Below are 21,272 nucleotides of genomic sequence, written 5' to 3'. Positions count from 1 at the left end.
CTTCGTCGGGGACAGAGCAGTGAGCGTGCGTGCGCTCAGGCGGGGTGCGAGCGGTTCGTCGTGAGCGAGCGGCCGCGGACCTCGGCGACGACATCGCCCGATTCGTCGGTCACCGTCACGTCGTACAGGCCGTTGCGTCCGCTGACGACACGGCGCACCGCGCGCGCTGTCAGTCTCTGGCCGGCGGTCGTGGATTTCAGGAAGGTGATGTCGGCACCACCCGCGACCGTGACGCGATCGTCCTCGTTGCAGGCGATCGCGAAGGCGGTGTCGGCGAGGGTGAACACCAGTCCGCCATGCGTGATGGCGAACCCGTTCAGCATGTCGTCGCGCACGGTCATCGAGACGACGGCCTCTCCGGGGGCGTCCTCCTCGACGGTCATGCCGAGCATCTGCGATGCGGCATCGCGCTGCATCATATCTCTCATGCGGCGACGACCTCGGGTGTCGGCTGCTTGTTCACCAGCGTGAGCACGTCGTAGGTGGCGACGAGCTCGTCGCTCTGATTGCGGATCACCGCGTCCCAGCGCACCTCTCCGTACTCGTCCGTCTCGCGCGGCGTGATCTGCTTCGCGGTCAGCTCGACGCGGATCGTGTCGCCGGGGGAGACCGGCGTGATGAATCGCAGATTCTCCAGACCGTAGTTCGCGAGCACGGGTCCGGGCTCCGGATCGACGAAGAGACCGGCGGCCCACGAGACGAGCAGGTAGCCGTGCGCGACCCGTCCGGGGAAGAACGGGTTCGCGGCGGCGGATGCCTCGTCCATGTGGGCGTAGAACGTGTCGCCCGTGAAGTGCGCGAACGTCTCGATGTCGGCGAGGGTCACCTCGCGCGAGGCGGAGACGATCTGGTCGCCGATGCGGAGTTCCGCGAGCGACTTGCGGAACGGATGCCGACCGTCGCTGCGCGCGGCCGCCCCCGCGTGCCAGACACCCGTCAAGGCAGTCAGCATCTCGGGTGAACCCTGCACCGCCGTGCGCTGCATGTGATGCAGCACCGCGCGGATGCCGCCGAGCTCCTCACCGCCGCCGGCTCGACCGGGGCCGCCGTGCACGAGGTTGGGCAGGGGCGATCCGTGCCCGGTCGACGATCGTGCATCGTCGCGGTCGAGCAGCAGCATCCGGCCGTTGAACGGTGCGATGCGCGTGGCGAGCTCCACGGCCTGCGCCGGGTCATGCGTGGCGATGCTGGTGACCAGCGAGCCGCCACCTCGGGCGACGAGCGCTGCGGCCTCGGCGATGGTGTCGTACGTGAGCAGCGACGACACGGGGCCGAAGGCCTCGATCGAGTGCGCCGCGTCGGACTGCGAGTCCTCGAAGCGCAGCAGCAGCGGCGACACGAAGGCTCCGTCGGGTGCGGTGCCGGTGCTGCCGTCTGCGCGGCGGACCTCGGGAGCATCCGTCGTCCCGACGACGACCTGCCCGCCCGCCGCCTGCAGGCGATCCACCTGGCGCAGCACCTCATCGCGCTGCCCCGTCGAGGCCAGAGGGCCCATGGTGACGCCCTCGGCGCGGGGGTCGCCCAGCACGGTCTTCTCGGCGAGGCGCGCCTGCACGGCGCCGATGATCGCGTCGGCCGAGCCCGCCGGCACGATCGCTCGCCGGATGGCCGTGCACTTCTGGCCGGCCTTGCTCGTCATCTCGGTGACGAGCTGGCGCACGTAGGCGTCGAACTCCGGGGTTCCCTCGATCGCGTCGGTGCCGAGCACCGAGGCGTTGATCGAGTCGGTCTCGGCGGTGAACCGCACACCGCCGGTCTGCACTGCGGCGTGGGCTTTGAGGCTCTCCGCGGTCGACGCGCTGCCGGTGAACCCGACGATGTCGCCGAGCCGCAGGTTCTCGAACAGGTCAGGCACGCTGCCGCTGACGAGCTGCAGCGATCCGTCGGGCAGCAGTCCCGATTCGACGAGGATGCGCACCATCGCCTCGGCGACGTAGCCCGTGGGCGTCGCGGGCTTCACGAGCGTCGGCATGCCGGCGAGGAACGCGGGTGCGAACTTCTCGAGCGAACCCCACACCGGGAAGTTGAACGCGTTGATCTGCACAGCGACCCCGGGGAGCGTCGTGTAGACATGACGACCCAGGAACGACCCGTCCTTCGACAGCGGCTCCACGGGGCCGTCGACATGCACGCGGCTGTTCGGCAGCTCGCGGCGGCCCTTGCCCGAGTACGAGAAGAGCACGCCGATGCCGCCGTCGATGTCGACCCACGAGTCGGCCTTCGTGGCGCCGGTACGGGCGGACAGCGCATACAGCTCGTCCTTGCGCTCGGTGAGAGCGAGGGCGAACTGCTTCAGCAGCACGGCCCGCTGGTGGAACGTGAGCGCACCGAGGCTCTTCTGCCCGACGGAGCGGGCGTACTCCAGTGCCCCGGCCAGGTCGAGGCCCGCGGACGACACGACGGCGACGACGTCGCCGGTGGACGCATCGCGGACCTCTGTGGATCGCGTGGGTGACGACGGCGTCCACCACTCGCCCTGGACATAGCTCGGCAGATACTCGGTCATCTCTCCTCGTTCCATGCGTAGAATCCTTCGCCGCTCTTGCGGCCCAGCTTTCCCTCGGCGACCATGCGGCGCAGCAGTTCCGGTGCAGCGAATCGCTCGCCGAGCGTGCGCTCCAGCTCTTCGGCGATGCCGAGGCGCACATCGAGCCCGACGATGTCGGTGGTGCGCAGCGGACCCATCGGATGCCGATACCCCAGCGTCATCGCGGCATCGATGTCGGCGGCCGAGGCGACGCCCTCCTCGAGCATCCGGATCGCCTCCAGGCCCAGCATCACGCCCAGCCGCGACGACGCGAAGCCCGGGGAGTCGCTGACGACGATCGGCGTCTTGCCGAGGGCGGCCACCCAGGCGGTGGCGCTCTCGACGACCGCCCGGTCGGTCGCTGCGCCGCGCACGACCTCGACCAGGGCCGAGGCGGGCACCGGATTGAAGAAGTGCAGGCCGAGGAATCGCTCCGGATGTCTGCGGCCCGCAGCGAGATCGTCGATCGAGATCGACGAGGTGTTGCTCGCGAGAACCGCCGTCGGGGGCAGCACGGCGTCGGCCCGGGACAGCGCGTCCTCCTTGAGGGCGCGGTCTTCGGGAACCGCCTCTATCGCGAGGTCGACCGCGGCGAAGGCTCCGGGATCGACGCCGGTCGTGATGCGCCCGGTCAATTCGGTCTCGTCGAGCGAGGGGTCGCGGTCGACGGATCTGCGAATGCTGTCGCCGATGCGGGTCAGCGCCGCGTCGGCGCTCGCCGCATCGCGCTCGATCACGCTGACGTGAGATCCGGCGAGCAGGAACGCATGTGCGATGCCGGCTCCCATGCGGCCGCCTCCGAGCACGCCGACCCGATTCGGGGCGCTGCCGATGTCGCTCATCGTCTCTTCTCCAGGAAGTCGGTCATGCGGCGGATCTTCTCGGGCGACTCGAACAGCTCGGCCTGCAGTTCGACCTCGATCGCCGGGTGGCCTGCTCGCGGAGTGCGCAGAGCGCGTTTGGTGTGCTGCGTCGCGAGGGGATCGTTCGCCGCGATGCGATCGACGATCCGGTGTGCGGCCGCGAGCAGCTCGTCGGCCGGATGGAGCGACGACACGAGTCCCCACCTCAGCGCCTCTTCGGCATCCAGAGCTCGGCCGGTGAGGAGCAGCTCGCTCGCCCTCGCGTCTCCGACGATCTCGGGCAGGCGCCAGGTCGCGCCGGCTGCGGCGATGATGCCGAGCCCGGTCTCGGGGTTGCCGATGCGGAGGGACGGCGTCGCGATGCGGATGTCGGCGGCGTAGGCGAGTTCGGCTCCGCCCCCGAGCGCGTATCCGTCGAGTGCGGCGATCACCGGCATCGGGAGATCGTGGACGCGGATGAATGCGGTCGCATTGATGGCGCGCCGGGCGTCGTCGGCGGTGCGATCGCGCAGCTGGGCGATGTCGGCGCCCGCCGCGAAGACGCCGTCGGTGCCGGTGATGATCAGCGTGCGCGGCGTCCGCTCGAGCAGCGCGCAGAGGTCGTGCAGCGCGTCGATCGTCGCCTGGTCGATGGCGTTGCGCTTCTCGGGCCGGTCGAGCGTGGCGATCACCCGGTCTCGATGCTCCTCGATGCGCAGAGTCATGTCAGACGCTCCACGATCATCGCGGTGCCCTGACCCACGCCGACGCACATCGTGGCCAGACCGTAGCGCGCGTTCTCGCGCTCGAGTCGGCCGAGCAGTGTGACGATCAGGCGGGATCCGCTGGAGCCGAGGGGATGGCCGAGTGCGATGGCTCCGCCGTCGGCGTTGACGATCGACGGGTCGAGTCCGAGGCGGCGGATGCAGGCGAGGGACTGCGAGGCGAAGGCCTCGTTGAGCTCGACGGCACCGAGGTCGCCGACCTGCAGGCCCGCCTTCGCGAGTGCCTTCTGTGTTGCCGGCACGGGACCCAGGCCCATGATCTCGGGAGCGAGCGCGGCGGTCGCCGAGGCGACGATCCGTGCGCGCGGACGAAGGCCATGTCGCTCGACCGCTTCGGCGCTCGCCACGATGATCGCCGAGGCTCCGTCGTTCAAGGAACTGGAGTTGCCCGCCGTGACGACCTGGCCGCCTGCGACGACCGGACGGAGTGCGGCCAGCGCGTCGAGCGTGCTGTCCCTGCGCGGGCCTTCGTCGGTGTCGACGAGTCCGCGGCCCGTCTCGACGCCCACGATCTCCGGGGCGAGGCGTCCCCCGTCGATCGCCGAGATGGCGCGCTGATGGCTCAGAAGCGCGAAGGCGTCGGCATCCGCTCTGGTGATCCCGTCGATGCGTGCGACCTCTTCGGCGGTCTCGGGCATCGAGAACGTGGCCTTGTCGCGGGCGCTCAGCCGCGGGTTCGTGAAGCGCCAGCCGATCGACGTGTCGAAGGCCGCGCCGGGCTTGGCCCATGCCCGCTCGGGCTTCGCCTGCACCCAGGGCGCGCGTGTCATGGACTCGACGCCACCGGCGACGATGAGGTCGGCGTCCCCTGCGCGCACGGCGTTCGCGGCGAGTGCGATGGCTGACATCCCCGAGGCGCAGAGGCGGTTGACGGTCAATCCGGGGATCGAATCGGGGAGGCCCGCGAGCAGCACCGCCATCCGTGCGACGTTGCGGTTGTCCTCGCCCGCCTGATTCGCGGCGCCGAGGATCACCTCGTCGATGTCGTCCGCGGGGATGGTGGCTCGCGAGACTGTGGCGGCGACGACGAGGGCCGCCAGATCGTCCGGACGGATGCCGGCGAGTGCGCCTCCGTAGCGACCGACGGGGGTGCGGACCCCGTCGACGAGATAGGCCTCGGACATCGTCATCCTCTCGAACGCCCACGCTGGCGATAATTTCAGACCGATCGGTCAGGAATACGATCTCAGATCCTTCCGCGAATGGCAACTCATCCGGACTGACAGACTGGGCCCATGGCAGAGCCCGGAATCCAGGCGCCGGCCCCCAAGCGCGGCCGGCCAGGTTATGACCGCGAGCAGGTGCTCGCGGTCGCCGTCAAGGTCTTCAACGAGCACGGCTACGACGCGACGAGCGTGGCCGACCTCAGCGCGACGCTGGGGCTGACGAAGTCGGCGCTCTACCATCACTTCGAATCGAAGTCGGCGATCCTCGAGCTCGCGCTGAACGATGCGCTCGATGCGCTCGAGGCCGTCGTCGATGATGCGACCGCGCAGCACTCGCTGGCCTCCGACCGGCTGCGGGCGATCATCCGCGGCGCGGTGCGGGTGCTCACCGAGAAGCTCCCCTCGGTGACGCTGCTGCTGCGCGTGCGGGGGAACGGCGATGTCGAGACCTCCGCGCTGGTGCGCAGACGTGCGTTCGACCAGCGCGTGACCGCGATCGTGTCGGAAGCGCAGACCGAGGGGCTGATCCGTGACGACGTCGATGCGGCGGTCGCCACCAGGCTCATCTTCGGAATGATCAACTCGGTCGTCGAGTGGTATCGACCCGGGGGTCCCGTCGATCCCGACGAGCTGGGGGAGGACATCCTGCGGGTGAGCCTCGACGGGCTGCAGTCCCGCTGAGCGGGCTCAGTCGTCGGCCGGCGCCACGCGGGGAGGCCAGCTGGTCGCTCCGAGCTCGCGGGAGATGTTGCGCGCCGTCTCGCGCAGCGCGTTGAGCACCGCGTCCGAGGCGGGCGCCTGCGATGTGGGCATCACGACGGCGACCGCGGCGACGATGTCGTTCGACGCGTCGGCGACCGGCGCGGCGACGGACGACTCTCCGAGCACGGCCTCATCGGTCTCCGAGGCGCTGCCCCGCTCGGCGATGGCCGGCAGGTCGAGCAGCAGTCGGGCGACGTCGGTGATCGTGTCCCCGGTGAGGCTGTGCAGCGGCCGCTCGAAGACGGTGCGCTGGAAGCCGAGGTCGTGCGCCAGCAGGACCTTTCCCATCGCGGAGGCATGCGCGGGGATCGCCACGCCGGTCTCGAGCATCTGCTGGCTGTCGTCCGGACGCAGGTCGTGGTGGATCACGAGCACCTCGTGGAAGTGCGGCGCCCCGAGGCGCACCGGCAGGTTCGTGCGGCGTGCGAGCTCCTGCGTCCACCGCATGGCTCTGGCCCGGACGTCGAGGGTGTCGAGGTAGACGTTGCTCAGCCGCAGCAGGGTGGGACCGAGCATGTAGCGCTGCCCGCCGCGCTCCTTCGCGACGAGTCCGTGCTCGCGCAGGGACTTGACGATCCCGTGCACGGTCGACGGGGGAAGGCTCAGGGCGAGCGCGAGATCCGTGATGCCGAGATGGCGCGCACCCTGCAGCAGCTCGAGCACTTTCGCTGCGCGATCGATGGCTTGGATCATCGCGGCTCCTCTCTCCGGATCGTCGTCGAGCCGGGCGGTCGCATCGGTCGTCAGGTCGATCTTGACAACTCGACTGCGCCCGAGCATATTCGACATTGACGAATAACTTTCCAATATGGCGAAAGAGCGCCGCCGTAGAGATCAAAGGAGATCGAACGATGAAGAAGCTCGTCAACAACCCCGCCGATGTGCTGGTCGAGTCGCTGCGCGGCGTCGCACTCGCGCATCCGGAGCTCTCGGTCGACCTCGAGACGCACGTGATCACCCGCTCGACGCCGAAGGCGGAGGGGAAGGTCGCGATCGTCTCGGGTGGAGGGTCCGGCCACGAACCGCTGCATGGGGGATACGTGGGCCTCGGCATGCTCGACGCCGCCGTCGCCGGCGAGGTCTTCACCTCGCCCACCCCCGATCGAGTGCAGGCCGCCACGAAGGCCGTCGATCGCGGGGCCGGTGTGCTGCACATCGTGAAGAACTACACGGGAGACGTGCTCAACTTCGAGATGGCGGCGGAACTCGCCTCGATGGAGGGCATCGAGGTCGGCACCGTGATCGTCGATGACGATGTCGCCGTGCAGGACTCGCTCTACACGGCAGGGCGTCGTGGCGTCGGACTCACGGTGCTGCTCGAGAAGCTGGTCGGCGCCGCGGCTGAGGAGGGGCAGGATCTCGACGCCGTCGTCGCCCTCGCGAAGCGCATCAACGGACAGGGGCGGTCGATGGGCATGGCGCTCACCAGCTGCACGGTTCCCGCAGCGGGCAAGCCGACGTTCGATCTGCCCGAGGACCAGATGGAGATCGGGATCGGCATCCATGGCGAGCCCGGTCGGCACCGGGAGCCACTGGCGCCGGCATCCGAGATCGCCCGGCAGCTCGTGGAGCCGATCCTCGCCGATCTCGACGTCTCAGGTCCCGCCATCGTGATGCTCAACGGCATGGGCGGATCCCCGTTGATCGAGCTGTATCTGATGTACGGCGAGGTGGCCGCGCTGCTCGAGCAGGCGGGAGTGCAGATCGCGCGCAACCTGGTCGGCGACTACATCACCTCGCTCGACATGGCCGGCTGCTCGCTCACGGTGCTGAAGGCCGACGACGAGCTGCTCAGGCTGTGGGACGCGCCCGTCAACACCCCCGGACTGCGATGGGGGGCATGATGGCGGCGATCGACACTGCGGCCCTGGCCGAATGGATCCGGCGGTTCCGCGACGTCATCGCCGAGAAGCGCGAGTGGCTCACCGAGCTCGACTCGGCGATCGGCGACGCCGACCACGGCGCGAACATGGCCCGTGGCATGGATGCGGTCGTGGCGAAGCTCGACTCGGGTGTGCCCGACACGGTCGACGAGCTGCTCAAGACCGTCGGCATGACTCTCGTGAGCTCGGTCGGAGGCGCCAGCGGGCCGCTCTACGGCACGCTGTTCCTGCGGATGGGGATGGCTGCAGGGCCCGTGACCGAGCTCGATGGCGCCGGACTCGGCGGCTCGCTGCGTGCCGGACTCGATGGCATCGTCGCTCGCGGCAAGGCCGAAGCCGGCGACAAGACCATGTTCGACGCCATGGCGCCCGCGGTGGACGCGTTCGACGCCGCGATCTCCGGAGGGGGAGACCTGTCTGCCGCGACGGCGGCGGCCGCAGAGGCTGCCGCGTCCGGTCGGGATGCCACCGAACCGCTCGTCGCCCGGAAGGGACGTGCGAGCTATCTCGGGGAACGCAGTGCCGGCCATCTCGACCCCGGTGCGGCGTCGACGACACTGCTGTTCGAGTCCCTCGCCCAGGCGACCGCGGAATCCTCCTGATGATCGGCATCGTCGCCGTCTCCCACAGTGCTCGACTCGGGGAGGCGGCGCTGGAGCTCGCCCTGCAGATGGTGCAGGGCGGGGGAGCGCGAGTGAGAGTCGCCGCAGGCGCCGGAACGGATGCCGACGGCGCACCCGTCCTCGGCACCGATGCCGTCGCTGTCGCCGCGGCGATCGACGAGCTGGCCGCCGACTGCGACGGTGTCCTCGTGCTGATGGATCTCGGCTCCGCAGTGCTGAGCGCCGAGCTCGCGCTGGAGCTGCGGACGAGCGATGTGCCGGTGCGCCTCGCCCCCGCGCCGTTCGTGGAAGGGCTGCTGGCGGCCGTCGTGTCGGCCGCTGCCGGCGCATCGCTGGACGTCGTCGCGGGGGAGGCGTCGATCGCGCTCGCCGCCAAGAGCAGCCAGCTCGAGGACCCGTCGACGGAAGCCGCTCCGATCGAGTCCGCATCGACCGACCGGTCGGGTGCCGTGACGCGGACGGTGGTCGTGCGCAATCCGCTCGGTATCCACGCGCGACCGGCGGCTCTGATCGCCGAGGCATCGGCGGGCATCGATGTGCGACTGCGTCGACTGCCCGACGGGACTGAGGCGTCGGGTGCGAGCCTGTCACGACTGCTGATCCTCGGTGCCAGGCAGGGCGACCGGATCGAGCTGTCGGCACTCGGGCGCGACGCCGAGGGGGCGCTCGACCGACTGGTGGCCCTTTTCGACGACGGATTCGGTGAAGGCACGGACGTCGACGCCGTCGCCTCGGGGTCGGTCGGGGCGCACGCTGCAGAGGCAGCCCTCGAGTCCCCTCCCGTCCGGGCAGGCGACGTGCTGCGTGGTCGCGGCGTGAGCTCGGGCAGGGTCGCCGCCGAGGCCGTGCTCCTCGCCGCGCCCGTGCGTGAGCCGGAGGAGAGCACCGTCGTCGCGCCTGGTGATCGGGAGGCCGAGGCATCTGCGATCGAGTGGGCCGCAGTGGCGGTGGCAGACCAGCTGCGGGCGCGCACGAGGGCGGCGACCGGCGAGGCTCGGGCGATCCTCGACGCGTCGCGTCTGCTGGCCTCCGACCCCGAACTGGTGGCCGAGGCGGCGGACCTCGTGCGGTCGCGGGGTCGAACGGCCGCGCGGGCGATCTGGGAGACATCGGCGGCGCACGAGAAAGGACTCGCGGCTCTCGGTGGGCGGATGGCCGAGCGAGCGGCCGACATCCGCGACGTCCGTGATCGGATGATCGCGGAGATCCTCGAGGTCGAGATGCCGGGCGTTCCCGAGCGTGAGGAGCCTTTCGTGCTGGTCGCGTCGGATCTCGCCCCCGCGGACACGGCAGCCTTGGAAGGCGGCAACTGCGTCGCGCTCGTGACCCAGCAGGGCGGCCCCACCTCGCATACGGCGATCATCGCCCGGTCGCTCGGAATCCCCGCAGTGGTCGGAGTCATCGGCGCGACCGGGATCCCGCGCGGTGCGGTCGTGCTCGTCGACGGCGATCGGGGCACGGTCGAGGTCGACCCGAGCGCCTCTCGCGTCACCGAGGCGAAGGCCGCGTCGCTCGTGGTGCCGTTCGACGGCGAGGGGGTGCTCGCCGACGGAAGGCGCATCCCGCTCCTCGCCAATGTCGGGGGAGCGGCCGAGGCCGTCGTGGCCGCTGCCTCGAAGGCCCAGGGCGTCGGTCTCTTCCGCACCGAGTTCTGCTTCCTCGACCGCGCCGACGCACCGACGATCGACGAGCAGGTCGACGCCTACCGAGGTGTCCTCGCCGCGTTTCCGGGGCAGAGGGTCGTGGTGCGCACGCTCGATGCCGGCAGTGACAAACCGTTGCCGTTCGCGAACTCCGACGCGGAGGACAATCCCGCTCTCGGCGTGCGGGGACTCCGGATCGCGCGACGGGCTCCGAAGCTGCTGGACGATCAGCTCAGGGCACTGGCGCTCGCCGCGGGGGCGGAGTCGGCACTCGTCGAGGTGATGGCTCCGATGGTGGCCACGGTCGATGAGGCACGGGACTTCGCGGAGCGTGCGCGAGAAGCCGGTCTGGAGACTGTGGGGGTGATGATCGAGACGCCCTCCGCCGCGCTCCTCGCGTCGGAGATGCTCGAGGTCGTCGACTTCGTGAGCATCGGGACCAACGACCTCGCCCAGTACGCGCTCGCGGCTGATCGACTGCTCGGAGAGCTGGGCGATCTGAACGATCCGTGGCAGCCGGCCGTGCTGCGACTGATCGGGCAGGCGGGTGCGGCCGGACGCCGGTGGGGCCTGCCGGTGGGGGTATGCGGCGAGGCCGCTGCCGATCCCGCTCTGGCCGCCGTGCTCGTGGGGCTCGGCGTCACGTCGCTGTCGATGACACCCCGTGCGCTGGGTCGAGTCGCGGCGGCGCTCGCGGGCGTCACGGGCGAACAGTGCGATGCCGCTGCGGAAGCGGTCCTGAGGGCAGCGACGGCTGTCGATGCCCGCGCCGCCGCAGCCGCCGTACTCAACGGAGAGTGACGCGGTCGTCCCGTCGACGACATATGCGCTTTCCGGCATCATTCTGATCTCGACATGCACGGGCTCCTGGTCGAGGTCGTCCCAGCGCGCCTAGGCTCCAGGAGGGGACGTCTGCATCGGCGAATGACGAGGTCGGAGGATTCAATGGCTGTCTTCATCACGGGTCGAGCGCGAGTGACGCTCGCCTTGATCGGGATCGGTGCCGTGGCCGCCGTGAGCGCCTGCGCCCCGAGTCCCCAGACGTCATCGCCTCCGTCGCCATCGCCGTCCCGGACGACCGACGCGCCCGAGCCGTATGCCGGACCGATCGTGTTCGTCGGCGACGAGCTCGACGCATTCGCGCTCGCCCCCGAGGAGATCGTGGGGATCGTTCCGGACGCCACGGACGTCGGCGATCCGTCGCCGGTCCTCGAACAGATATCGGACGGCGGAAGCCTCCCTGCGGATCCGCCGATCTGTGACGCTCTCTACGCCGAGCAGTCACTCGGCAGCGTCGGGGCGAGGACGATCGAGTGGCAGGTGCCGACGGATCCCACGAACGGGTTCGGCCGGATGACGATCATGCAGTTCGCCGACGAGGCTCACGCCGAGGGCCGCATGGACCAGCTGCTCCAGGCGGCCGAGCAGTGCGCCGAGTTCGTCAAAGAGGGAACCGTCTCCTTCGATGCCGTGATCCCCGAAGCGTCCGAGAACACCCGGGCCTTCGCGGGCTCGCTGATCGATGCGGCGCTGGACTGGCGGTCGTTCAGCGCGTTCGCCTCGACCGGGAACGTGATCGTGCAGCTGTGGCAGCCTTTCAGCGGCGATCGCGACTTCGACGCCGAGGCGGCGGCGCTGCTGCTTCGAGAACGCGCCGAGGAGGCACGGTCCGGGCTGGTCGAGGAGCTCACCGAGAACCCGCCCGTCGCCGAGACAGACCCGTCCGGCGATCCCGGAACCGCGTGGAGTGACTGGCAGGTCGGAGTCGGCGGCGTGGGTCCGCTCCGACTCGGCGACTCGGTCGAGTCCGCGGTCGCCGCCGCCGGCGAGGACGCGCAGGTCGTCGAACCCGAGTACGACGGCGGCCCGTGGACCCTCATCGCCCCCGCGGAGGCGGGGACGATCCTGGTGCGCCCCGTCGAGGCCGGCGATGCCGTCTGGTCGATCACCGTCGGGAGCGACCGCAGCCTCGGCGACACCGTCGGTGACGGAGCCGCGCTGCCGTCGCGAGGTGATATCCGCCTCGGCGCCCCCGTCGCGGATGCGATGGCTGCTTACCCCGGAGGCACCGTGGTCGAGGTCGTGTCGTCGAGCGATCACTTCTACGCCGTCACGACGCGCGACGGGCAGGTCTTCCGTTTCCAAGCCGATCGCGAGGTGCTCGAGGAGGGGGCGACGATCGTCGGCATCACGGTCGAGGACGCGACGGCACGCACGCCGCTGGTCTTCGGCTGACGACGGGCCGGTCGGATGACCGACCGGCCCGCAGCATGCCGGGAAGACGATGATCAGGCGTGCAGATCCACGCCCTTGGTCTCCTTCACCATCGACACGGCGATGAGGGAGATCACCGCCGTGATGGCGATGTAGACGCCGATCGTCCAGGCCGCCTGGAACTGGTTCATCAGAGCCTCCGCGATCATCGGTGCGAACGCCCCGCCGAGGATGGCACCCAGCGCGTATCCGATCGAGACGCCCGAGTAGCGGACGTTGGCCGGGAACATCTCGGCATAGAGAGCCGCCTGCGGGCCGTACGAGAGCCCGAGCGCGAACGTCATCACGAACAGCGCCACGAAGTACCAGAAGATGTTCGCCGTGTCGATCAGGAACCACATCGGCACCGCCCACAGCGCGAGCGCGATGTATCCGATCTGGAAGGTGCGGACGCGTCCGAGACGATCGGAGAGGTGGCCGCCCCAGAGCGTGAAGATGAGCCAGCCGAACGACGCGAGCGTCGTCGCCAGCAGCACGGGAGGACGCTCCATGCCGAGGGCGGTGACGGCGTAGGTCGCGAAGAACGCGATGAGCAGGTACCCGGCGGCGTTGTTGCCGATGAAGATCAGTGCAGTGAGCACGACCTGCTTGGTGTTCTTGCGGAACAGGCGACCCAGCGGCGCGGAGGCCTCCTGACGACGACGACGGAGATCCTCGAAGACGGGGCTCTCGTCGACGGCGCGCCTGATCACGTAGCCGACGGCGATCAGCACGATCGACATCAGGAACGGGATCCGCCAGCCCCACTCGAGGAACGCCTCGGGGGACATCGAGCTCGTCAGCACCCAGAGCGTGGCTGTGGCGAGGATCATGCCGATCGGGACGCCGATCTGCGGGAAGGCGCCGAAGAGCCCCCGGCGGGCCGTGGGGGCGTGCTCGACGGCCATCAGTGCCGCTCCGCCCCACTCGCCGCCCGCCGAGAACCCCTGCAGGATGCGGAGCACGATGAGAAGGATCGGAGCGGCGACGCCGATCGCGGCGTACGTCGGCAGCACGCCGATCAGCGAGGTGGAGAGTCCCATCATCACGAGCGTGAAGACGAGCATCTTCTTGCGGCCCAGCTTGTCGCCCAGGTGCCCGGCGACGATGGCTCCCAAGGGGCGGAAGAGGAAGGAGATCCCGATCGTGGCGAAGGAGAGGATCTGCGCGAATCCCTTGTTCTCCTCAGCGATCGGGGCGAGGAAAAGCGGCGCGAGCACGAGGCCGGCTGCTTGCGCGTAGATGAAGAAGTCGTACCACTCGATCGAGGTGCCGACCAGGGTGCTGGCGAGGACTCGCCGCTCCTCGGCGGGCATTCGCGCCGTCGAGGTGCGCGCGGATACTGCTGACGTCATGAAGAACTCCATTGTTCTGCGGGTGCGGAGGAGCGACGCTGCGTCACCCCGAGCTACTTACCGAATGATCGGTCAGTAATTGACGAGAGTAGCGCACGGTGGCCGGGCGACCCAAGCCCCACATCTGCGACCGCGCGACTCAGACGTCCTCACACGTTGCCGAACGCGCGCAGCGGATGCTCGATGAGCTCCGTGACGCGGCGGAGGAAGCTCGCCGCATACCCGCCGTCGCACACGCGGTGATCGAACACCAGTGACAGTTGAGCGACGCGGCGGGCGACGATCTGACCGTCGATCACCCACGGGCGCTCGATGATGCGACCGATGCCGAGGATCGCGACGTCGGGGTGGTTGATGATCGCGGCCGAGCCGTCGACCCCGAGCCCGCCGTAGTTGTTGAGGGTGAACGTCGACCCCCGCAGCCGCTCCGGAGGCATCGCCCCCGAACGCGCCGTCGCCGACAGCTCGCGCAGCGCGACATCGAGCTGTTCGACGGTGAGCTCGTGCGCCCGCGGGATGACGGGCACCAGGAGGCCGCGCTCGGTGTCGGCGGCGACGCCGAGGTTGAGGCCGTCGAAGGAGATGATCTCCGACCCGTCGTCGCTCAGGCGGGAGGCGAGCACCGGATGCTCCGCGAGCGCGAGCACGACGAAGCGTGCCACGAGGGCAGTGATCGACGGGGCCCTGCCGCCGGCCGGAACCATCTCGGAGCGCAGATTCCAGAGCTCGGTGGCATCCACGTCGACCCAGACCGTGGCCTCGGGGATCTCGGAGCGGCTGCGGGTCAGTCGTCCGCTGACCGCCTTGCGCAGCGGGGACATCCGCTCACGGGAGACGACGGCGAGGCCGTCGAGACGTTCGGCGTTCGCGGACTGCGGCTGGTGATCATCGCGGCGATGCTGCGCCGCTGCCCCGTCGACGGCGTCGTCGACAGCGGCCGCCAGCACGTCGGCGCGCGTGACGGCGCCGTCATGGCCGGTCGGGGTGATGGCGTGGACGTCGAGTCCGAGGTCGCGGGCGAGTCGTCGCACCAGGGGAGAGCGGACGGCCACGGGCCGCCGTTCCGAAGCATTCGCGTCCGGCTTCTCGCGTGGCATCTCGGATGCCGCCGTCGCCTTCGGGCGCCGTCGGCCGGTCGCGCCGCGCTCCGAGGTCCCATAGCCGATCAGGACGTTGCCGGACCCTGCGCGCTCCTCTTCGCGGTACGCCTCCTGCTCCGGATCGCCGGCATCCGCACGGAGATCGCCTCCCGCATGGGTGTCCGGAGCGTCCGCCGAGGAAGAATCCGCAGAAGAAGAAGCGCCGTCGGCGACCTCGAGCACCGGCGCTCCGACGTCGATGGTCTCGCCCGGTTCTCCGTGCAGGGCGGTGACGACGCCGGCGAAGGGCGAGGGCAGCTCGACCACGCTCTTCGCCGTCTCGACCTCGGCGATCGCCTGGTCGGTGACGATCGTGTCGCCGACGCAGACGAGCCACTGCACGAGTCCGGCCTCGGTGAGTCCCTCGCCGAGGTCCGGCAGCCGGAAGACGTGGGTGGTCAGCGCCGTCATGACTCGTCCTCCCAGTGCAGCGAGTCGATGGCGTCCAGCACGCGGTCGACGTCGGGCAGGTACCAGTGCTCGAGCTTGGGCGGGGCGTAGGGGGTGTCGAATCCGGTGACGCGGCGCACCGGAGCCTCGAGGTACTCGAAGCAGCGCTCGAAGACGCGCGCCTGGATCTCGGAGGCCACGCTGGCGAATCCGGGAGCCTCGGCGATCACGACCGCTCGTCCGGTCGCGCGCACGGCGGCTGTGACCGTGGCGTCGTCGAACGGGGACAGCGAACGGATGTCGACGACCTGCACGCTGCGCCCCTCGGATGCCGCCACATCGGCGGCCTCGAGCGCGAGCGGCACCGAGGCGCCGTAGGCGAGCAGGGTGACGTCGGTGCCCTCGCGGGCGATGCGGGCGGAGCCGATGTCCGCCGTCGCCGAGGTGTCGACCTCTCCCTTCGTCCAGTACAGCTTCTTCGGCTCGAGGAAGATCACCGGGTCGGGCGAGGCGATCGCCGCCCGGAGCAGCGAATAGGCGTCCTGGGGAGTCGACGGGCTCACGACGGTGAGGCCCGGGGTGTGCGCGTAGTACGCCTCGGAGGAGTCGCAGTGGTGCTCGACCCCGCCGATGCCGCCGCCGAAGGGGATGCGGATCACGAGCGGCATCCGCACCGCACCGCGCGTCCGGTTGCCGAGCTTCGCGACGTGACTGACGATCTGCTCGAACGCCGGCAGTGCGAAGGCGTCGAACTGCAGCTCGACGACGGGGCGCATGCCGTTCATGGCCATGCCGACGGCTGTACCGACGATGCCGGATTCGGCGAGCGGGGTGTCGAAGCAGCGGTCCTCGCCGAACCGCGCCGTGAGTCCGTCGGTGATGCGGAACACGCCGCCGAGCGCTCCGACGTCCTCGCCGAAGACGACGACCTCGGGATCGCTCTCGATCGCATCCGCGAGGGCGAGGTTCAGCGCGGCGGCCATGCTCATGGTCGACACGGACAGTGCGCCGGTGTCGACCCGGATGTCGTCGTGGGCGATGGTCATCGTGCACCTCCGGCTGCTGCGTGGTTGCGTGCGATCTCGTCCCTCAGCATCTGCCACTGCTCCTCGCGCTGCGGAGAGCGGGTCTCTGTGACGAAGCGGAACAGATCCTCGGGATCGATCTCGGCATCGACGTTGAGCGCCTCTCGCATCGCCGCGGCGGTCTTCTCGGCCTCCGCCGCGTACTCGGCTTCACGGTCGGCCGTGAGGACGCCGGCGCTCGTCAGGTGTGCTCGCAGTCGCGTCAGCGGGTCGCGCTCGACCCATGCCTGGACCTCGGCGCGCTCGCGATAGCGCGTGTCGTCGTCGGCGTTCGTGTGCGCCTGCATCCGATAGGTGTGCGCCTCGATGAGCGTCGGCCCGTCGCCCGAGCGGGCATGGGTGATGGCCTCGCCGAGAACGGCCAGCACGGCGGCGACGTCGTTGCCGTCGACGCGCTGCCCCGGCATCCCGTATCCGATCGCCTTGTGGGCCAGCGACGGCGCGGCGGTCTGGCGGCTGAGCGGCACCGAGATCGCGAACTCGTTGTTCTGCACGAGGAAGACGACCGGCACACGGAAGACGGCGGCGAAGTTCAGCGCCTCGTGGAAGTCGCCCTCACTGGTCGCACCGTCGCCGCACAGTGCCAGGACGGCCGTCTGCTCTCCGCGCTTCTTCGCGGCATACGCGAAGCCGACCGCGTGCAGCAGCTGTGTGGCGAGCGGAGTGGCCTGAGGCGCGACGTGGTGCGCTCGCACGTCGTAACCCGAATGCCAGTCGCCCTTCAGCAGCACCATCGCCTCGGCCGGTGCGACACCCCGGGCGATCACCGCGACCGAGTCCCGATACGTGGGGAAGAGCCAGTCGCCGGCGTCGAGGGCGAGGGCCGCTCCGATCTGGCAGGCCTCCTGACCGTGCGACGACGGGTAGACGGCGAGGCGGCCCTGCCGGACGAGAGCGCTGGCCTGATCGTTGATGCGGCGCCCCTCGACGAGACCGCGATAGGCGGCGAGCAGGGTGTCCGTATCCGGCAGCGGGAAGTGCGGGTCGTCGAAGACACGCCCCTCTGCGTCGATGAGCTGCACCGCCGTGTCGCGCGGGAGCAGGTGTGCGTGTTCCATCCGTTCGCCCTCCTTGCCGAACTCGATGACGCCAGCATGCTCTCCTCGCGACAGACGTCCAAGAACATTCGGCGCATCGTGGACGAATGCGATCTACTTGCTCACCTCCGTGACGAAATGTCAGAATTCAGGCAGAGGACGAAGGGGTTCCATGATCACGCTGGACGACACCGATCACGCGATTCTCGAGCAGCTGCGCATCGACGCCCGGGCGTCGATGACCGCCATCGCCGAGGCCGTGCACATCTCGAGAGCGGGCGCTCACGCACGGATCAAGCGGCTGACCGATGCGGGCATCATCACCGGCTACTCGGTGCGCACCGACCCCGTGCTGCTCGGCCACCATGCGAGCGCCTACGTGACACTCGCCATCGAGCAGGCCACCTGGCAGGAGGTCAGCGCCAGGCTGCGGATGATTCCCGAGATCGAGCACATGGCGCTCGTCGGCGGTGACTTCGACGTCATCCTGCTCGTGCGGGCGAGCGACGCGCGCGACCTCCGCCGCATCGTCTTGGAGGACATCCAGGCGATCCCCTCGATCCGCTCCACACGCACGACCCTCATCTTCGAGGACTTCACCCTGATCTGAGCGGGTGGGGAGGTCATCCCTTCGCACTCGGACATCTGCGGCGCGCTCCGCGACAAGTGGGCTGTCGCATCGCGTTCGACAATGAGACGACCCGCCAGATCCTTGGCATGCGTCCCGCTCGAAGGAGAGTCCCGATGTCCGAATCCGCCGCATCCGCAGCCGCCGCGCTGCTCGACCGCATCCAGGCGCCGGAGGGCGCGGGGCGAGACATCCCGGATGCCGCCACACGCGAGGTCATGGGTCGTGCGCCCGAGCACTCGGTCAGCGACCTCGACGATGCGATCGCGCGAGCGCGAGCCGCTCAGCCCGGCTGGGAGTCCCTCGGCCACGCGAAGCGCAGCGAGCTGCTGATCGCTGCGGCCGATGCGATCGACGCGAACGCCGAGGCGCTCGCGCACCTGCTCTCGCGCGAGCAGGGGAAGCCGTTGAACGGCCCCAACGCGCGCTTCGAACTGGGTGCGTGCTCGGCCTGGCTGCGCACCAATGCGTCGGTCCCGCTCGAGTCGCAGGTGCTCGTCGACGACGAGACCCTGCACGCCGAGCTCGTCTACAAGGCCGCCGGAGTGGTCGGCGCGATCGGTCCGTGGAACTGGCCGCTCATGATCACGATCTGGCAGATCGGTCCGTCGCTGCGGATGGGTAACACCGTCGTCGCGAAGCCGAGCGAGTACACGCCCCTGAGCGTCCTCGCGATGCTGGCGGTGATGAACGACGTGCTGCCCGCCGACGTTCTGATCGGTGTCTCCGGCGATCGCGAGGTGGGTGCGCGCCTCGCCTCGCACCCCGACATCGACAAGATCATGTTCACCGGATCCACCGCCACCGGGCGACGCATCATCGAGAGCTCGGCCGGCAACCTCGCCCGCCTCACCCTCGAGCTCGGTGGGAACGACGCCGGCATCGTGCTGCCGGGCACCGATGTGTCGGCGATCGCGCAGGACCTCTTCTGGGGCGCCTTCATCAACACCGGTCAGACCTGCGCCGCGATGAAGCGCCTCTACGTGCACGACTCCGTCTACGACGAGGTCGTCACCGCGCTCGCCGAGATCGCGGCATCCGTCCCGATGGGCAACGGGCTCGACGAGGACAACGTGCTGGGTCCGCTGCAGAATCGCGCCCAGTTCGACATCGTGTCGCGCCTGGTCGACGAGGCGAAGGGACGCGGCGCCCGTGTCGTCACGGGCGGCGAGGCGGCTCCTGAGCTCGGCGAGCTCTTCTATCGCCCCACGATCGTCGCCGACATCGACAACGACGCGGCCCTCGTGCAGGAGGAGCAGTTCGGCCCGGCGCTGCCGGTGATCCGGTACAGCGACGTCGACGAGGCGTTCGCGTTCGCCAACTCGGTCGACGTCGGTCTCGGCGCATCGGTGTGGTCGAGCGATCCGGACGCCGCCCGCGAGGCCGCGACGCGCATGGAGTCCGGCACGGTGTGGATCAACTCGCACGGCGGGCTGCACCCGATGGTGCCGTTCGGCGGCGTGAAGAGCTCGGGCTACGGCCTGGAGTTCGGTGTCGAGGGGCTCAAGTCCGTCGCCGTGACGCAGGTCGTGTCGGGGCCGGGCCGCAAGGCGCAGGCATGAGGACCGCGATCGTCGTCGGGGCCGGGACCTCGGGCGCGATCGTCGCGCGACGCCTGGTGGACGCCGGCGTCGAGGTGACGCTGATCGAAGCCGGAGGATACGACTCGAATCCGGCGATCCACGACCCGTCGAGGGCGGGGGAGCTGTGGCACTCCGCCGACGACTGGGACTTCTTCACCGTTCCGCAGAAGCACGCCGGCGGACGCCGACTGCACCTGCCGCGCGGGAAGGTCACCGGAGGCTCGCATGCGCTCAACGCCATGATCTGGGTGCGCGGCGCCGCCTCCGACTACGACGCCTGGGAACGCGCGGGCGCGACGGGGTGGGGCTGGAACACGGTCGAACCCGTCTTCGCCGCGCTCGAGCACGATGTGCTGCCCATCACCGACGACTACGAGCTCTCGCCGATCCAGGCCTCGATCATCGACGCAGCCGTCGAAGAGGGGCTGCCCCGCAACCCGGACTACAACGGCGGCACCCTCGACGGCGTCTCGCAGCAGCAGGCGACGATCCGCGACGGCCGGCGGGTGAACACGTGGATGGCCTACGCGCAGCCGGTCGTCGACAGGCTCACGATCCTCACCGAGCGCGAGGTGCATTCGGTGATCGTCGAGGAGGGCCGCGCCGTCGGAGTCCGACTCGGCTCGGGCGCCGACTCCGAGGAGGTCTTCGCCGACGAGGTCGTGCTGTCGGCCGGTGCGATCGGATCACCCGTGATCCTCCTGCGCTCGGGCATCGGCCCCGCCGACGAGCTCGCCGCGCTCGGCATCCCCGTCGTGCTGGATGCACCGGGCGTCGGCAAGAACCTGCACGACCATCTGCTCTCACCGGTCATCTTCACGACCGAGAGGCCGGTCGGACCGCCGCAGCCGGGCGTCTCGGTCACGCAGTCGCACCTGTTCTGGCGCAGCCGCGACGACCTCGCCGAGCCCGACACTCAGCCCATCCACTTCTCGGTGCCGATGTGGGGCGAGCTCGAACCTCGAGGGGATGACGGATTCACCCTCATGGCCGGTCTCGTGACGCCGTACAGCCGCGGTGGGCTCACCCTGTCCGGTCCGGATCTCGCGGACCCGCCTCTGATCGACCTCGCCGCGCTCGAAGACGACAGGGACGTGGCAGCGCTCGCGGCATCGGTTCGTCAGTGCCGCCGGATCGGCGCGCAGCCGGCGCTCGCCGAGGAATGGGGAGCGACCGAGGTGTACCCCGGCCCCGACGTGTCGGACGACGGGATCGACGACTGGGTGCGCCGCACGGCCATCACCTACCACCATCAGGTCGGCACCTGCCGGATGGGATCGGATGCCGAGGCGGTGGTCGACCCGCTGCTGCGGGTGCGCGGTCTCGAGGGGCTGAGCGTGATCGACGCGTCGGTGATCCCCACCGTTCCGACGGGCAACACCAACGCCCCCGCGGCGATGATCGGCGAGCTGGGGGCGAGGTTCCTGCTCGGACGCTGACGTCGACGCTCGCGATGCCCCCTCCTGCCGAGTAGGTGGAAGGGGGCATCAGCGTCTCATCCGGCGTGCGAGGTCCTGCGTGTCGTCCCGCATGCGGGGTCACCAACGCATCCGAATCGCTGCTGAGCGGTG

Annotated in this window: 18 protein-coding genes; 8 read left to right on the top strand and 10 right to left on the bottom strand. The window is 69.8% G+C overall.

Annotated elements, in window-relative coordinates:
* Positions 1-35: 35 nt before the first annotated feature.
* Genes paaI through ACZZZF_RS06635 form a run of 5 tightly spaced genes read right to left on the bottom strand, consistent with a single transcriptional unit; the run spans position 36 to position 5,278 of the window.
* Positions 36-428: a hydroxyphenylacetyl-CoA thioesterase PaaI gene (gene paaI, locus ACZZZF_RS06655; protein ID WP_463497664.1), complete on the bottom strand. Its 393-nt coding sequence runs from the start codon at positions 426-428 to the stop codon at positions 36-38.
* Positions 425-2,506 carry a phenylacetic acid degradation bifunctional protein PaaZ gene (paaZ, locus tag ACZZZF_RS06650; protein WP_463499926.1) on the bottom strand — a complete coding sequence of 694 codons (2,082 nt, stop codon included), beginning with the start codon at positions 2,504-2,506 and terminating at the stop codon, positions 425-427. Before paaZ ends, paaI begins: the two co-directional genes overlap by 4 nt.
* A complete protein-coding gene (locus ACZZZF_RS06645; protein ID WP_463497662.1) occupies positions 2,503-3,369 on the bottom strand; it encodes a 3-hydroxyacyl-CoA dehydrogenase family protein in 867 nt (288 codons plus the stop codon). The genes paaZ and ACZZZF_RS06645 overlap by 4 nt, the downstream gene beginning before the upstream one ends.
* Positions 3,366-4,094: an enoyl-CoA hydratase/isomerase family protein gene (locus ACZZZF_RS06640; protein ID WP_187250123.1), complete on the bottom strand. Its 729-nt coding sequence runs from the start codon at positions 4,092-4,094 to the stop codon at positions 3,366-3,368. The genes ACZZZF_RS06645 and ACZZZF_RS06640 overlap by 4 nt, the downstream gene beginning before the upstream one ends.
* A complete protein-coding gene (locus ACZZZF_RS06635) occupies positions 4,091-5,278 on the bottom strand; it encodes a thiolase family protein (RefSeq protein ID WP_463497659.1) in 1,188 nt (395 codons plus the stop codon). Before ACZZZF_RS06635 ends, ACZZZF_RS06640 begins: the two co-directional genes overlap by 4 nt.
* A 111-nt stretch (positions 5,279-5,389) precedes the next feature.
* On the opposite strand from ACZZZF_RS06635, the gene ACZZZF_RS06630 reads away from it, so the two are divergent.
* A complete protein-coding gene (locus tag ACZZZF_RS06630; protein ID WP_053095438.1) occupies positions 5,390-6,001 on the top strand; it encodes a TetR/AcrR family transcriptional regulator in 612 nt (203 codons plus the stop codon).
* A 6-nt stretch (positions 6,002-6,007) separates the two neighbouring features.
* On the opposite strand, the gene ACZZZF_RS06625 is transcribed toward ACZZZF_RS06630, so the two are convergent.
* Positions 6,008-6,775, bottom strand: coding sequence for an IclR family transcriptional regulator (locus ACZZZF_RS06625; RefSeq protein WP_053099028.1), 768 nt, complete (start codon positions 6,773-6,775; stop codon positions 6,008-6,010).
* A 158-nt stretch (positions 6,776-6,933) separates the two neighbouring features.
* Here ACZZZF_RS06625 and dhaK point away from each other — a divergent pair, with 158 nt between their 5' ends.
* The 4 genes from dhaK to ACZZZF_RS06605 all read left to right on the top strand — a co-directional run bounded on the left by dhaK (position 6,934) and on the right by ACZZZF_RS06605 (position 12,466).
* Positions 6,934-7,926 (top strand): dihydroxyacetone kinase subunit DhaK, encoded by a 993-nt coding sequence (gene dhaK, locus ACZZZF_RS06620; RefSeq protein ID WP_463497658.1) that lies wholly within the window; start codon positions 6,934-6,936, stop codon positions 7,924-7,926.
* Positions 7,926-8,567, top strand: a complete 642-nt coding sequence (dhaL, locus tag ACZZZF_RS06615) for a dihydroxyacetone kinase subunit DhaL (protein WP_463497655.1) — start codon at positions 7,926-7,928, stop codon at positions 8,565-8,567. The genes dhaK and dhaL overlap by 1 nt, the downstream gene beginning before the upstream one ends.
* On the top strand, positions 8,567-11,032 hold the full coding sequence (gene ptsP, locus ACZZZF_RS06610) for a phosphoenolpyruvate--protein phosphotransferase (RefSeq protein WP_463497652.1): 2,466 nt from the start codon (positions 8,567-8,569) through the stop codon (positions 11,030-11,032). Before dhaL ends, ptsP begins: the two co-directional genes overlap by 1 nt.
* Before the next feature lie 144 nt (positions 11,033-11,176).
* Positions 11,177-12,466 (top strand): hypothetical protein, encoded by a 1,290-nt coding sequence (locus tag ACZZZF_RS06605; protein ID WP_463497649.1) that lies wholly within the window; start codon positions 11,177-11,179, stop codon positions 12,464-12,466.
* A gap of 53 nt (positions 12,467-12,519) precedes the next feature.
* Here ACZZZF_RS06605 and ACZZZF_RS06600 read toward each other — a convergent pair whose 3' ends face one another.
* The 4 genes from ACZZZF_RS06600 to pdhA form a co-directional block, all read right to left on the bottom strand.
* The gene (locus ACZZZF_RS06600) at positions 12,520-13,839 is read right to left on the bottom strand and encodes an MFS transporter (RefSeq protein ID WP_056277770.1); all 1,320 of its coding nucleotides are present in this window, start codon (positions 13,837-13,839) and stop codon (positions 12,520-12,522) included.
* 149 nt (positions 13,840-13,988) lie between these two features.
* On the bottom strand, positions 13,989-15,389 hold the full coding sequence (locus ACZZZF_RS06595; protein WP_463497646.1) for a dihydrolipoamide acetyltransferase family protein: 1,401 nt from the start codon (positions 15,387-15,389) through the stop codon (positions 13,989-13,991).
* Entirely contained in the window at positions 15,386-16,414 is a 1,029-nt protein-coding gene (locus tag ACZZZF_RS06590; protein WP_363522041.1) for an alpha-ketoacid dehydrogenase subunit beta, read from the bottom strand. Before ACZZZF_RS06590 ends, ACZZZF_RS06595 begins: the two co-directional genes overlap by 4 nt.
* Complete coding sequence (pdhA, locus tag ACZZZF_RS06585; protein ID WP_463497643.1) at positions 16,411-17,511, bottom strand: pyruvate dehydrogenase (acetyl-transferring) E1 component subunit alpha; 1,101 nt, start codon at positions 17,509-17,511, stop codon at positions 16,411-16,413. Before pdhA ends, ACZZZF_RS06590 begins: the two co-directional genes overlap by 4 nt.
* Before the next feature lie 151 nt (positions 17,512-17,662).
* On the opposite strand from pdhA, the gene ACZZZF_RS06580 reads away from it, so the two are divergent.
* The 3 genes from ACZZZF_RS06580 to ACZZZF_RS06570 all read left to right on the top strand — a co-directional run bounded on the left by ACZZZF_RS06580 (position 17,663) and on the right by ACZZZF_RS06570 (position 21,140).
* Positions 17,663-18,100: an Lrp/AsnC family transcriptional regulator gene (locus ACZZZF_RS06580; protein WP_187250130.1), complete on the top strand. Its 438-nt coding sequence runs from the start codon at positions 17,663-17,665 to the stop codon at positions 18,098-18,100.
* Between the two features lie 134 nt (positions 18,101-18,234).
* On the top strand, positions 18,235-19,680 hold the full coding sequence (locus ACZZZF_RS06575) for an aldehyde dehydrogenase family protein (protein ID WP_463497640.1): 1,446 nt from the start codon (positions 18,235-18,237) through the stop codon (positions 19,678-19,680).
* Complete coding sequence (locus tag ACZZZF_RS06570; protein ID WP_463497637.1) at positions 19,677-21,140, top strand: GMC family oxidoreductase; 1,464 nt, start codon at positions 19,677-19,679, stop codon at positions 21,138-21,140. Before ACZZZF_RS06575 ends, ACZZZF_RS06570 begins: the two co-directional genes overlap by 4 nt.
* Positions 21,141-21,272: the final 132 nt, after the last annotated feature.

The sequence above is a fragment of the Microbacterium sp. AC215 genome (assembly GCF_979258645.1).
Note: the sequence above shows the minus strand (reverse complement) of the source record. Positions and strands in the feature narration are given on the sequence as shown.